Raw genomic sequence first — 13,439 nt, 5'->3', positions numbered from 1 at the left:
TCTTCATGTCGCACTCGATCCATCTTCAAAAACGCCTGTCACTGGCGATCGCCGCAGCGTTGCTCGGTGTCGCGCCGATGGCCTTGGCCCAGGCGCAGGATGCGCAGGAGACGCAGACCACCGCGTCCGACGCCAGCGCCAAGACCCTGGACAAGATCACCGTCGCCGTCACCCGCTACAACGCCGCGGATATGCAGATGGCCGCGACCAACACGGCCAACGTGCTGTCGGCCGAGGACCTGAAGTACACCGCCGTGCACAACATCGCCGAGGCGCTGGGCCTGCTGCCTGGCGTGAACGTGGTCAACACCGGGCAGTCGTACTTCGGCGGCGTCGACGGCGCCGCGCGCGGCGAGGGCATGTTCGCCTCGGTGCGCGGCCTCAACGCCGAGTACAACGTCAACCTGATCAACGGCGTCAACGTCGCCCAGGGCCTGCCCTACAGCCGCAGCGTGCAGCTGAGCCTGCTGCCGCCGTCGGGCCTGCAGACCATCGTGTTGAACAAGACCTCCACCGCGGCGATGGACGGCGACGCGATCGGCGGCACCATCGACTACCGCACCCCCAGCGGCTTCGACTACAGCGAGGCGATGGGCGGCAGCGTCACCGCCAGCGGCCGCATGGAAAGCCGTGCGCGCGATTACGGCGACAATGGCCTGGGCAAGGGCGCAGCCGGCGAGTTCCATGCCAAGTTCGGCAGCGACAACCAGTTCGGCGTCTACACCAGCGCGTACTACGACGAGCGCCACTACGTGAACAGCGAAGTGGCCAATGCTGCCGCCTCGCGCGGCGACTGGAACAAGCGCTACTTCTCGCGCACCGACGCCAGCGGCCAGCCGACGCCCGGCTACGATCCGCAGGATCTGTTGATGGCCACCGGCGCCAACATCGGCTACTCCGCCGGCGACACCAAGCGCTACGGTGGCAACGTGTCCTTCGACTGGCACGTCGACCCGAGCCTGCAGCTGTATGCGCGCGCCACCTACGCCTACGCCAAGATCGAGCAGAACACCGGCTACACCCAGTTGGTGCCGGCCAATGTGAGCCTGGTGCAGATCGGCACCACGGGGGCGTACCAGCCGCAGATCAACCGCGTGGCGGTGCGCTACTGGTACGAGACCAACCCGGAAGTGGCGGACCTGGCCACCTTTCAGTTCGGCGCCGACAAGCAACTGGGCAACTGGACGCTGTCGCCGAACCTGTTCTACAGCTACGGCGACAACGATCGCCCGGACCACGTGGAAATCTCCGCGCGCGTGGACCAGTACGCCTCCACCCAGTTCCCCTACGGCGGCGCCAACACCTTCTCCGGCTACGGCGGCGACGGCTTCCCCAAGCCGCTGCTGACCCCGGCGATCCAGGCCCAGGCCAGCGACATCGGCAGCCTGTATGCGCGTCGCTACGGTCAGTTGACCAAGTCCTACAGCGGCCAGACCAAGGGCGGCGCCAAGTTCGACGTGCGCTACGACTTCGACCAGGGCGCGCTGAGCAACATCCAGTTCGGCGTGAAGTACGTCGACAGCTCCCGCGACTTCACCTCGCGCGACTGGACCAACAGCAAGTTCACCGACGGCACCCTGCTGCGCGACACCGGCCTGGTGGTCGGCCAGTACGACTCGGTGTACCCCGGCAAGTACGCGTGGCCGACGGTCAAGCTCAGCAACGGCGGGCTGAAGGCGATGATCGCCCAGCACCTGACCGCGGCCAGCTTCGACACCTGCGGCAGCCTGGCGATCAACAACCAGAACTGCGCGACAATGCGCGGCGACGAAGCGGTGACCTCGGCGTATGCGATGGCCACGTTCCGCACCGGCGACCTGGAAGTGATCCCGGGCGTGCGCTTCGAGCACACCAGCATCCGCAACACCTTCTGGACCATGCCCGAAGACGCCAATGGCAACGAGCTGCCCGGCTTCTTCAGCAGCAACCGCACCAGCTACGACGTGCCGCTGCCGAGCGTGTTCCTGAACTACCGCCCGGGCGCCGGCAATGCGGTGTACCGCGCGTCGGTGTGGACCAGCTACACCCGGCCGGCGCTGGTGCAGCTCGGCGGCGGCGCCAACTACGACGTCTCCAGCGACGGCACCACGGTCATCACCGAGGGTAACCCGGACCTGAAGCCGATCAAGTCGCTCAACGTGGACCTGTCCGGCGAGTGGGACAACGGCCACGGCGGCCACGCGATGCTGGCCGGCTACTACAAGCGCCTGACCGACTACATCTACGAGAGCGGCTCGGATCCGGCCAACGCCGGCACCAGCGCCGGCACCGGCAACGTGCGCTACGTGCGTCCGCAGAACGGTGGCGACGGCAAGGTGCTCGGCTTCGAGGCCGCGGTGCGGCAGACCCTGCAGGGTATGCCGGCACCGCTGGACGGCTTCGGCATCGGCGCCAACCTCACCCGCCAGACCACCCGCGTCGACCTGGGCATGGACGGCTTCCACGACGAGCGCATCCAGAACGCGCCCGACCTGATGGCCAACGCCGAGCTGTTCTACGAGAAGGGCCCGCTGTCGGTGAACCTGGCCTACCACTACTCCGGCGAGTACGTCTCGGTGTACGACTACTACAACCGCGGCGCCACCTGGGACGACCTGTGGGTCAAGCCGATCACGCGCGTGGACCTGCACGTGGGCTACACCTTCAACGCGCACCTGCGCGCCGACCTGTCGGTGGCCAACCTCACCAACCGCCTGAGCTACTGGGCGCACGTGGGCCACAACAGCACCGCGATCTCCGACATCGTCGATGCCGGGCGCACCGCGCTGCTGAACGTGAAGTACACGTTCTGAAGCGGGCGCCTGCGCACGCGGGACGTCGCCACCCGCCGCACGGCCTCGTGCCGCGCGGCGGGTGGGGCGTTGTCGGCCGCGCGCTGCTGTGCGTCTGGCTGGCGCTGATCGGCCTGCCGGGAGCGGCCAGCGCGGCAGCGGCAGCGGCGACGGTGCCGATCGACGGCTTGCGCCTGGACCAGGTGCAACTGCTCGGCTCGCACAACAGCTATCGACCGGTGCCGACCGCGCAGGTGCGGCAGCGCCTGCAGGCGCACGACGCCGCCGCATGGCCGGCACTGGCCTATGGCCATCCTTCGCTGCAGGCCCAGCTCGCGCTGGGGCTGCGGCAACTCGAACTCGACGTGGCCGCCGACCCGCACGGCGGCCTGTATGCCGCGCCGTATGCGCGTGCCGATGCGGCGACCCGCGCCAGGATGCGCGCGCCGGGCGCCAAGGTCCTGCACCAGCCGGGCCTGGACTACGCCAGCCACTGCCTGCGCTTCCGCGACTGCCTGGCACTCCTCGCCGCCTGGTCGCGCGCGCATCCGCGGCATGCACCGCTGGTGGTGCTGGTCAATGCGGTGGATTTCGATCCGGTGCCGGGCCTGTGGCCGCACCGCTCCGCCTTCGATGCTCACGATCTGGACGCGCTGGACCGCGACATCGTCGAGATGATCGGGCGCGCGCGCCTGATCGTGCCCGACGACGTGCGCGGCGATGCGCCGAGTCTGCGCGATGCGGTGCTGGCGCATGCCTGGCCGCGCGTGGCGCAGGCGCGTGGCCGCTTGCTGTTCGTGCTCGATGGCAATCCGCGGCACGAGGCGCTGTATCGGCAGGAACATCCATCGCTGCGCGGCCGCATGATGTTCGGCTGGTACGCGCCGGACCAGCCGGAGGCGGCGGTGCTGTCGATCGAGGATCCGCTGGCGCAGGCGTCGCGGATCCGTGCGCTGGTCGCGCAGGGGTTCGTGGTGCGCACCCGTGCCGACGCCGACGGCCGCGAGGCGCGCGCGCATGACCGCCGCCGCGCGCAGGCGGCACTGGAGGCCGGCGCGCAATGGATCAGCACCGATTACTACGCCGGCGCGCCGGATCCGCAGCGGCTGGGCTACTGGCTCGGCATCGCCACGGGCCTGCGCTGCGACCCGGTCACGGCCGCGTGCGGCACGACCGCACCGTGAGACTTTCCATGTTGGGGACGATGATGAAAACAGGTACGCGTTGGATGCTGTGGGCCGTGCTGCTGGTGGCCGCATTGGGCGCGCAGGCGCGGCCGGCCCCCAAGGCCGCGCCCGCGCTGCAGGTGGAAAAGGTCTGGATGCTGTTCCGCCACGGCGTGCGCGCGCCACTGCCGGGCGAGGCCGCCGCCGCCGCCTTGGCGCCGCAGCCCTGGCCGGTGTGGGACACGCCGCCGAGCCTGCTCACCGCCCATGGCCGCACCGCGGTGGAGCGCAGCGGCGACTACACGCGGCAATGGCTGCAGCGCGATGGCGTGCTGCCGGCGCAGGGCTGCCCCGCCGACGGCACGGTCAGCATCTACGCCAACACCGACCAGCGCACCATCGTCAGCGCGCAGTTGCTCGCCGACACGCTGGCGCCCGGCTGCCATCTGCAGGCCGGCCACCAGCCCGAGGGCAGCGACGACCCGCTGTTCCGCCCGGTGGAAGCCGGTGCGGTGGACTTCGATGCCGCCGCGGCGGTCGCCTCGATCCAGCGCCAGACCGGCGGCCCGGGCGCGGTGCTGGCGCCGTATGCGCGCGAACTGCGGACCATGCAGGAGATCCTTGGCTGCGCGGAGCGTTGCGACTTCGTGCACATGCCCTCGTCGCTGACCCCGGGCGCGAACGGGCGCAGCCTGGCCTTGCACGGACCGCTGGACCTGACCTCGGGCACGGCGGAGGTCTTCATCCTGCAATACGCCGAGGGCATGCCGCTGGACCAGGTCGGCTGGGGGCGTGCGACGCCGGCGCGCATCGCCGCGGTGTCGCGACTGCACGCCTTGCTGTTCGAGATCTATGCGCGGCCGCAGTACATGGCCGCGCGCGCGGGCGCGCCGCTGGCGCACCGCCTGCTGGACACATTTGGCGCGGCGGATGCGCCGCGGCTGAGCGTGCTGGTCGCCAGCGACACCCACATCGCCGCGCTCAGCGGGCTGCTCGACCTGCACTTCCACCTGCCCGGTTTCGGCCGCGACGACGCGCCCCCCGGTGGCGCGCTGGTGGTGGAGCAGCTGCGCGACCCGCGCAATGGCCAGCGCTATGTGCGCGTGCGCTACCAGGCGCAGTCGCTGGACCAATTGCGCGCGCTGACCCCGCTGAGCCTGCGCCATCCGCCGCTGCTGCAGACCCTGCAGATTTCCGGCTGCACGGACGCCGCGACCGGGCTGTGCCCGCTGCCGCAGTTCCAGTCGCTGCTGCAGGCCGCGCTGCAACGGCGCGGCTGAGCCGGTTCGACGCTCGTTTGCTTTGCTTGTCGTAGGAGCGGCTTCAGCCGCGACAGGCCTTCCCGGGAATGCCCGTCGCGGCTAAAGCCGCTCCTACGACGGACAGCGTGCTGAAGCGTGGACGGATGACGGGTGCCCGGCATTGCGATGCCGTGTCCTTTGCTCGCGGCGACCGCGATGCGCTGCTGATCCTGTAGGAGCGGCTTCAGCCGCGACAGGCGTTCGTCGTGGCGCCCAGTCACGGAGGCGGTGACCTAAGACGGCGCATCCGCGACAGCGTCTGTGTCGATGGTTCAGCACCACCCATCACCCATCCCCCAAACGCAGAACGGGCCGCGATGCGGCCCGTTCCGTGTCGCAAGCGCGGCAGGCCGGCTTACTTCAGCTTCGCATCCGCGCGCAGCGCCTCGGCGCGGTCGGTCTTCTCCCACGAGAACGCGGTGGCCTGGTGCTGGGCGCCGGTGCCGTCGGTGTAGGTGAAGGCCTTCGGGGTGCGGCCGAAATGGCCGTACGAGGCGGTCTGCTGATACATCGGGTGGATCAGGTCGAGCATCTGGATGATGCCGAACGGACGCAGGTCGAAGTGCTTGCGGATCAGCTTCTCGATCTTGTCGTCGGCGATCTTGCCGGTGCCGAAGGTGGTGACCGAGATCGAGGTCGGCTCGGCCACGCCGATGGCGTAGGAGACCTGCACTTCGCAACGGTCGGCCAGACCGGCGGCGACCACGTTCTTGGCGACGTAGCGCGCGGCGTAGGCGGCCGAACGGTCGACCTTGGACGGATCCTTGCCGGAGAACGCGCCGCCGCCGTGGCGCGCCCAGCCGCCGTAGGTGTCGACGATGATCTTGCGCCCGGTCAGGCCGCAGTCGCCCACCGGCCCGCCGATCACGAACTTGCCGGTCGGGTTGATGTGGAACTTGGTGCCCTTGTGCAGCCACTTGGCCGGCAGCACCGGCTTGAGGATCTCCTCGCGCACGGCTTCGACCAGGTGCTTCTGCTTGATGTCCGGATCGTGCTGGGTGGACAGCACCACCGCGTCGATCGCGGTCGCCACGCCGTCTTCGTAGCGCAGGGTGACCTGGCTCTTGGCGTCCGGGCGCAGCCACGCCAGCGGCGAGTTCTTCTTCTTGCGCACCTTGGCCTGCTGTTCGACCAAGCGATGCGACAGGTGGATGGCGGCCGGCATGAAGCTGTCGGTCTCGCGGGTGGCGTAGCCGAACATCAGGCCCTGGTCGCCGGCGCCCTGTTCTTCCGGCTTCTTGCGGTCCACGCCCTGGTTGATGTCCGGCGACTGCTTGCCGATCAGGTTGAGCACGCCGCAGGTCTCGCCGTCGAAGCCGACGTCGGAGCTGTTGTAGCCGATGTCCAGGATCACCTTGCGGGTCAGCGCTTCCAGATCGATCCAGGCGCTGGTGGTGATCTCGCCGGCGACGATCGCCACGCCGGTCTTGACCAGCGTTTCGCAGGCCACGCGCGCGCGCTTGTCCTGGGTCAGGATCGCGTCGAGCACCGCATCGGAGATTTGATCGGCGATCTTGTCCGGGTGGCCTTCGGAGACCGACTCGGAGGTGAAGAGATAGCTGGACATCGCGGCTATATCCTTGTATTCGGATGAAAAGATGGAGGCGAATGATACACGGGCACCGGGCGGCGTGCATGCGGCCCGGGGCGGACGTTGCCCAAGGTTAACCGGTTGCCGCGCCGGCGGTGTGCCCGTCACCTTGCCGTAGTCAGATTGCAAGATCGGTGTCGCCGCGGCGGCCGAAGCTGTGCGCAGTCAGCAAGGGGGCTTGCCGTGCTCGCACTCGAACGCCGTCTTCAGGACCGCTACCCGCACTGGTTTGCCGGACGCCGCTCGCGGCTGGTCCGGCCATTGCTGCGCGGCCTGCAGAAATGGTCGGGACTGGACGCGCTGGACGCGTTCCTGGAGGCCAACCGCGACCTGCGCGGATTCGCCCTGGTCCAGGCCGGACTGGATTTCCTGCAGGCCCGCTACGTGGTCGCACCGACCGCGGCCGAGTGCATCCCGGCGCGCGGGCGCCTGCTGATCGTCGCCAACCATCCTTCCGGCGCGCTGGATGCCCTGGCGCTGCTGGATTGCGTGGGCCAGGTACGGCGCGACGTGAAGATCGTCGCCAACGATTTCCTGTGGGCGCTGGAAGGGCTGCGCGACCTGCTGCTGCCGGTGCGCATCCTCGGCGGCGCGCCGTCGCCGGCCAGCGTGCGGGCGATCGAGCAGGCGCTGGCGCAGGAGCAATGTGTGATCGTGTTCCCGGCGGGCGAAGTCTCGCGGCTGGGCTGGGGCGGCGTCGCCGACGGGCGCTGGCGCCGCGGCTTCCTGCGCTTCGCCCTGCGCACCGCCGCGCCGGTGCTGCCGGTGCGCATCCATGCGCGCAATTCGGCGTTGTTCTATGGCGCCTCGGCGCTGTTCAAGCCGGCCGGCACCGCGCTGCTGGCGCGGGAGATGTTCGCCCGCCGCGAGCGCCGCATCGCGCTCAGCCTGGGCCGCGCCCGCGCGCTGCCGCAGGACTTGCCCGAAGCCGAGTTGATGCGGCGCCTGCGCAGCGAGCTGTATGCGCTCGGCCGCAGCGGCGGGCAGGCCGCGCCGAGCGAGGAAGCGCTGGTCGCCGCCGAGGACCCGGCGCAACTGGCCATGGAAGTGGCCGGCCTGCGCAGCCTCGGCCACACCCTGGACGGCAAGCAGATCCGCGTCGGCCGGCTGCGCGCCGGCTCGGCGCTGCTGCGCGAGATCGGCCGCCTGCGCGAGCTGACCTTCCGCGCGGTGGGCGAGGGCACCGGCCGGCGCCTGGACCTGGACGACTACGACACCTGGTACGAGCACATCGTGCTGTGGGACGGCGCCGCCACGCGCGTGGTCGGCGCCTACCGGGTCGCCCGCGGTGCACCGGTGCTGGCAGAGCGCGGCCTGGCCGGCTTCTACACCGCCGAACTGTTCCGCTACGGCGAGGGCATGCTGCCGCGCATCGCCGCGGGCATGGAACTGGGCCGCAGCTTCGTGGTGCCGGACTACTGGGGTAGCCGCAGCATCGACTACCTGTGGCAGGGCATCGGCGCCTATCTGCAAGACCATCCGCAGGTGCGCTACCTGTTCGGCGCGGTGTCGATCAGCGCCGCGCTGCCGCAGCAGGCGCGCGAGCAGATCGTGGCCTACTACGCGCGCTACTACGGCGACGCCAGCGGCGAAGCCGCGTCGGCGCGGCCGTTCCCGTATCCGGAAGCGCCGCCGGCGTTCGACGAACTGGACGCCGACACCGCCTTCAAGGTGCTCAAGGGCAACCTCGACGCGCTGGGCGCGGCGGTGCCGATGCTCTACAAGCAGTACACCGACCTGTGCGAGCCCGGCGGCGCGCGCTTCCTCGCCTTCGGCGTGGACCCCGCGTTCAACGACGCGGTCGACGGCCTGATCGAGCTGGACCTGCAGCGCATCCGCAGCAAGAAGCGCGCGCGCTACCTCGAACGTCCCCGCAACGAAGCAGAGGTGGTGGCATGAATCCGGTCAGCAGCCTGTCGCCGCGCCGCGCGGTGTTCGTCTCCGACGTGCACCTGGGCGCACCGCATTGCCACGCACGCGAACTGGCCGACTTCCTCGGCGGCCTGCGCTGCGACCAGTTGTACCTGGTCGGCGACATCGTCGACTTCTGGTGGATGGCGCAGCGCCGCGCGGTGTGGGGCGCGGCGCACCAGCGCGTGGTCGATGCGCTGCACGCGCTGGCCCGCGGCGGCACCGAACTGATCTACGTGCCTGGCAACCACGATCGGCCGATCCGCCGCTTCTGCGGGCTGGCGCTTCCGGCGATGCAGGTGCGCCGGCGCGCGGTGCACGCCACCGCCGACGGACGCCGCCTGCTGGTGGTGCACGGCGACGACTACGACAGCGTGACCCAGTTCGGCGGCCTGCAGGAGAAGTTCGGCGACTGGCTGTACTACCGCATCCTCACCGGCAATCAGCTGACCAACCGCGTGCGCCGCCGCCTGGGCATGCGCTACTGGTCGCTGGCCGACTATCTGAAGCGGCAGAGCAGCGCGGCCGAGCGTTACATCGAGCGCTTCGTGACCGCGGGTTTGGACGATGCGCGTCGCCGCGGCCTGGACGGGGTGATCTGCGGCCACGTGCACCGCGCCGGGCTGTTCGAGCGCGACGGCCTGGTCTACGCCAACGACGGCGACTGGGTCGAGAATCTCACCGCACTTGCCGAAGAAGCCGACGGCACGCTACGTCTGCTCTCGCATCGCGGCGAGGTGCTGCGCGAGTTGCCGCCGCGCTTGCGGCTGGTGCAGGAGAACGCCTGGCCGCGTGCGGCCTGAGCGCGGACGCTCGCAGCGGACGTCGCCATCGCCCGGCAGCGGCACGCGAGCCTGCGTAGGAGCGGCTTCCGCCGCGACAGCAGGGGCTAGCGATGCGGTGCGACGGTGGGTCGTGGTCGACGCCGCGCTGCAACGACCTGGCTGGACTGGAGACCCTGCGGCGCAGTCGGACCCTCAGCAAGACGATGGCTCGCATCGCCACAACCCAACCATCGCTGCATCGCTGCTAGCATCGGCCGATGGATTCCCTCACCCAGATCGTACTCGGCGGCGCCATCGCCGCGGCCATCGCGCCGGCCGCGCATCGGCGCGCGGCGCTGCTTGCCGGTGCCGCGCTCGGCACCGTGCCGGATCTCGATTCGCTGATCCTGCTGCCGCTCACTCGCGACCCGGTGACGCTGATGACGGTGCATCGCAGCGTCAGCCATTCGTTGTTCGTGCTGCCGCTGCTCGGCTGGTTGGTCTGGTGGCTGTTCCGCCGCTTCGGCCACGGGCGCGTGGCCGAAGCGCCAAGGCGCTGGTTCTGGGCGATCCAACTGGCGCTGATCACCCATCCGCTGCTGGATGCGTTCACCGTCTACGGCACGCAGCTGTGGTGGCCGCTGCGGCCGCCGCCGACGATGTGGTCGAGCGTGTTCATCATCGATCCGGCCTACACCCTGTGGCTGCTGCTGGCCTGCGCCATCGCCTGGTGGGCACGCGCGCGGCGCGTGGCGCAGCGGGCGTTGCTGGCCGGGTTGCTGCTGAGCAGCGCCTACCTGGGCTGGTCGCTGCTGGCCAAGCACCTGGTCGACCGCGAGGCCGATCGCGCGCTGGCGGCGATGGGCCTGGCGCAGGCGCCGCGCTTCTCGGTGCCGATGCCGTTCAACACGCTGCTGTGGCGGGTGGTGGCGATGACCCCGAGCGGCTATGTGATCGGCGAGCGCTCCCTGGTCGCCGATCAAGGGCCGATGCGCTTCCAGGGCTATCCCTCCAATACCCAGGCGCTGGCACAGATGCGCGATCTGCCGGCAGTGCAGCGGCTGACCTGGTTCAACCGCGGCTTCATGCGCGCGCAGGTCAAGGGCGGCGAACTCGTGCTCAGCGATCTGCGCATGGGCCTGGAGCCGGACTACAACTTCAATTTCGCGGTGGCACGGCAGCAGGGCAACGGCTGGACGGCGATTGCGCCGCGACAGCTGCAGGCCGCGTACCGGGCACCGGTGGCACGTGGGCAGATTCGCGCAGCGCTGGCGCGGATGTGGCAGCGGATCTGGGCCGAACCGGCGTCGCCCGCGCCGGTCGGTGCGCAGGCGTCGCCAGCCTCGCCGTGAGCGCGGCTCAATAGACGGTGGCGTGCGCCTGCACGAACGAATAGAAGAACACCGCGTCCGGGTCGCTCTGCACCTGCGCCATTTCCCGGCGCATGCCGGCCACGGTGTCCGCGTCCACCGCACCGGCCTGCAGCAGCCGTTCGGCCGCCGACAGCAGCAGTTCCTCCCAGAACCCGATCATGGTCTTGCGCCGCGCCGGCTCGCGGTTGTCCAGGTGCAGGGTCTTGATCTCGGTGCTGACGTCGCGATAGCCGCCGGCCAGCAGCAGGTTGCCGAGCTTGGCGCCGACGAACGGGTCGCCGCCGTGGTCGTACTGGAAGTCGTTGAACGCCATCCAGTAGCGCCATACGTTCGGCGAATACGGGTGCAGCAGGAACGAGGCGTTCATCACCTCGGTCACGTACACCGGCGACCCCGGCGCCAGCACCCGCCGCACTTCGCTGAGCACGCGCGCCGGCGACGGCACGTGCTCCAGCACCCAGCACAGGAACGCCGCATCGAAGCTGCGCGGCTGGAACGGCAGGTCGCCGGCATCGGCCTGCTGCAGCGTGTAGCGGTCCTGGCACCACGGCATGCGCTGCAGGTTGTCGCGCGCGGCCTGCAGCTGTGCCTCGCTCAGGTCGATGCCGGTGACGTGCAGGTCGGGGAAGCGCCGCAATAGCACTTCGGTCTGCGCGCCGACGCCGCTGCCGACTTCCAGCAGGCGCCGCGCGCCGGTGTAGTCGATCTGGTTGAACAGGGTGGCTTCGAGGAGCCGCGCCTGTTTGAGCAGGCGGGCCTGTTCGGTGTCGGAATAGCCGTGCAGATAGGTCGGAGTCTCGGCAGACGAACCCATGGCGGTGCTCCAGGGAGAGGATGTCAGGCGGCAGCGGACAAGGTGGGTGGCACGCCGGCGATCAGCGCGTCGAAGTAGTCGGCGGTCAGCGCCAGCTGCGCCTGCGCGCTCTCGGCGCGGTTGACCACGGCGCGGAACGCGGCGTTCTCGGGCCGGTCCTTGGCGTACCAGCCCAGGTGCTTGCGGGCGATGCGCACGCCCTGCGCCTCGCCGTAGAAAGCGTGCAGGGCCTGCAGGTGGCCGAGCAGGGTGTCGCGCACGAACGCCAGCGGTGGCGCCGGCTGCAGTTCGCCGGTGGCCAGGTAGTGCGCGATCTCGCCGAAGATCCACGGCCGGCCCTGCGCCGCGCGCCCGACCATCACCGCATCGGCGCCGGTCGCGGCCAGCACCTGCGCCGCCTTCTGTGGCGAATCGATGTCGCCGTTGGCGATCACCGGGATGCGCAGCATCGCCTTGATCTGGGCGATGGTCGCGTACTCGGCCTGGCCGGTGTAATGCTGGTCGCGGGTACGCCCGTGCACCGCCAGCGCGGCGATGCCGCAATCCTCGGCGATGCGCGCGATGACCGGGCCGTTGCGGTGGTCGCAGTCCCAGCCGGTGCGAATCTTCAGCGTCACCGGCACCGGCGAGGCCTTCACCACCGCGCTGAGGATGCGCGCCACCAGGGCCTCGTCGCGCATCAGCGCCGAGCCGGCCCAGGCGTTGCACACCTTCTTCGCCGGGCAGCCCATGTTGATGTCGATCAGTTGCGCGCCGTGGTCGGCGTTGTAGCGCGCGGCCTCGGCCAGTTGCTGCGGCTCGGTGCCGGCGATCTGCACGCTGACCGGGTCCGGCTCGCCGGCGTGGTCCATGCGCTGCAGCGACTTGCGGGTCTGCCAGAAGCGCGGATCGGAGATGGTCATCTCCGACACCGCCAGGCCGGCGCCCAGGCGCTTGCACAGCAGCCGGAACGGCTTGTCGGTGACCCCGGCCATCGGTGCCAGGATCACCTTCGGTTCGATCGTGTAGGGGCCGATACGCATGCCGCTAGTGTAGCGGGCCTGCGTATCCGCGGGCCGCAGCCGCACCGCCTCCGCGGCGGCAGACGCCGCGCGATTCAGCGGATCAGTTGGTACAGCTCGACGCCGTTGTCCTTGCCGTCCAGGATCAGCAGCAGTTCGTTCGGGCCCAGCGCGACCAGGCGGCCGACGCTGTTGCCATGCGTGCCGTCAGAAACATGGCCGGGCGCGTAGGCCGCTTCAGGCTCGCTGTTCACCGTGCTGGCGCCGAGGAAGGCCAGCTCATGGCTGCCGGCGGCCAGCGGATACAGCGTGCCGCTGCGGCGCTGCGAGCCGCTGGTCTTGCTCAGGTGATAGCCGCAGGGATCGCGGCGGATCTCGGCCTTGAAGTACGGGTAGGCATAGGCGAAGTGCGGGTCGACCTGGATCGAGCGCAGCTTCCAGCGGCCTTCCAGCTTCCCGGGTTGTTGCGGCGTCTGTGCGCGCTTCAGCAAGGAGCGCGCCAGCGCCGCGCCTGCTTCCTGCTCGGCATCGTCGTAATGCGCTGCGATCACCTGTTGCAGGCGCTCGACGGACACGGTCACCGTGGCGCGGTCGGCATCGTCGGCCAGGCTGTTCCAGTCGCAGCGCGGTGCAGCGGCGGCGGACAGCGGGAGCAGCAGCGCGCACAGCGCGCCGAACGGCAACAGGGAAGGGCGGAGCATCGGGAACGCCTTGTCGGGATGCGGCCGGCACGGCGGCCGGCGGTAT

At 70.0% G+C, this 13,439-nt stretch carries 10 protein-coding genes; 6 read left to right on the top strand and 4 right to left on the bottom strand.

The window, feature by feature from the left end:
* Window positions 1-77: 77 nt before the first annotated feature.
* From ACP93_RS09705 to ACP93_RS09695, 3 genes are read left to right on the top strand one after another with little or no spacing between them, the layout of a single operon-like run.
* On the top strand, window positions 78-2,792 hold the full coding sequence (locus ACP93_RS09705; protein ID WP_053069722.1) for a TonB-dependent receptor: 2,715 nt from the start codon (window positions 78-80) through the stop codon (window positions 2,790-2,792).
* 47 nt (window positions 2,793-2,839) lie between these two features.
* Complete coding sequence (locus ACP93_RS09700; RefSeq protein WP_048490490.1) at window positions 2,840-3,955, top strand: Ca2+-dependent phosphoinositide-specific phospholipase C; 1,116 nt, start codon at window positions 2,840-2,842, stop codon at window positions 3,953-3,955.
* Between the two features lie 44 nt (window positions 3,956-3,999).
* Window positions 4,000-5,217 carry a histidine-type phosphatase gene (locus tag ACP93_RS09695; protein ID WP_082143415.1) on the top strand — a complete coding sequence of 406 codons (1,218 nt, stop codon included), beginning with the start codon at window positions 4,000-4,002 and terminating at the stop codon, window positions 5,215-5,217.
* Window positions 5,218-5,593: 376 nt separating this feature from the next.
* Here ACP93_RS09695 and metK read toward each other — a convergent pair whose 3' ends face one another.
* Window positions 5,594-6,805 (bottom strand): methionine adenosyltransferase, encoded by a 1,212-nt coding sequence (gene metK, locus ACP93_RS09690; RefSeq protein WP_010342184.1) that lies wholly within the window; start codon window positions 6,803-6,805, stop codon window positions 5,594-5,596.
* A gap of 207 nt (window positions 6,806-7,012) precedes the next feature.
* Here metK and ACP93_RS09685 point away from each other — a divergent pair, with 207 nt between their 5' ends.
* The 3 genes from ACP93_RS09685 (at window position 7,013) to ACP93_RS09675 (ending at window position 10,856) form a co-directional block, all read left to right on the top strand.
* Window positions 7,013-8,728 carry a bifunctional ornithine lipid synthase OlsF gene (locus ACP93_RS09685; protein ID WP_204243665.1) on the top strand — a complete coding sequence of 572 codons (1,716 nt, stop codon included), beginning with the start codon at window positions 7,013-7,015 and terminating at the stop codon, window positions 8,726-8,728.
* Window positions 8,725-9,543, top strand: a complete 819-nt coding sequence (locus ACP93_RS09680; RefSeq protein WP_048490488.1) for a UDP-2,3-diacylglucosamine diphosphatase — start codon at window positions 8,725-8,727, stop codon at window positions 9,541-9,543. The genes ACP93_RS09685 and ACP93_RS09680 overlap by 4 nt, the downstream gene beginning before the upstream one ends.
* Before the next feature lie 239 nt (window positions 9,544-9,782).
* A complete protein-coding gene (locus tag ACP93_RS09675; protein WP_048490487.1) occupies window positions 9,783-10,856 on the top strand; it encodes a metal-dependent hydrolase in 1,074 nt (357 codons plus the stop codon).
* Between the two features lie 7 nt (window positions 10,857-10,863).
* Here ACP93_RS09675 and ACP93_RS09670 read toward each other — a convergent pair whose 3' ends face one another.
* The 3 genes from ACP93_RS09670 to ACP93_RS09660 form a co-directional block, all read right to left on the bottom strand.
* Window positions 10,864-11,691 (bottom strand): class I SAM-dependent methyltransferase, encoded by an 828-nt coding sequence (locus tag ACP93_RS09670; RefSeq protein ID WP_048490486.1) that lies wholly within the window; start codon window positions 11,689-11,691, stop codon window positions 10,864-10,866.
* A gap of 23 nt (window positions 11,692-11,714) precedes the next feature.
* Window positions 11,715-12,713 (bottom strand): tRNA dihydrouridine synthase DusB, encoded by a 999-nt coding sequence (dusB, locus tag ACP93_RS09665; RefSeq protein ID WP_048490485.1) that lies wholly within the window; start codon window positions 12,711-12,713, stop codon window positions 11,715-11,717.
* A gap of 74 nt (window positions 12,714-12,787) precedes the next feature.
* A complete protein-coding gene (locus ACP93_RS09660) occupies window positions 12,788-13,393 on the bottom strand; it encodes a DUF4893 domain-containing protein (protein WP_048490484.1) in 606 nt (201 codons plus the stop codon).
* Window positions 13,394-13,439 lie beyond the last annotated feature (46 nt).

It is taken from the genome of Xanthomonas sp. NCPPB 1128 (assembly GCF_001043115.1).
Taxonomy (GTDB): domain Bacteria; phylum Pseudomonadota; class Gammaproteobacteria; order Xanthomonadales; family Xanthomonadaceae; genus Xanthomonas_A.
The sequence above is the reverse complement of the archived record's forward strand: the minus strand, read 5'-3'. Positions and strand labels throughout refer to the sequence as shown.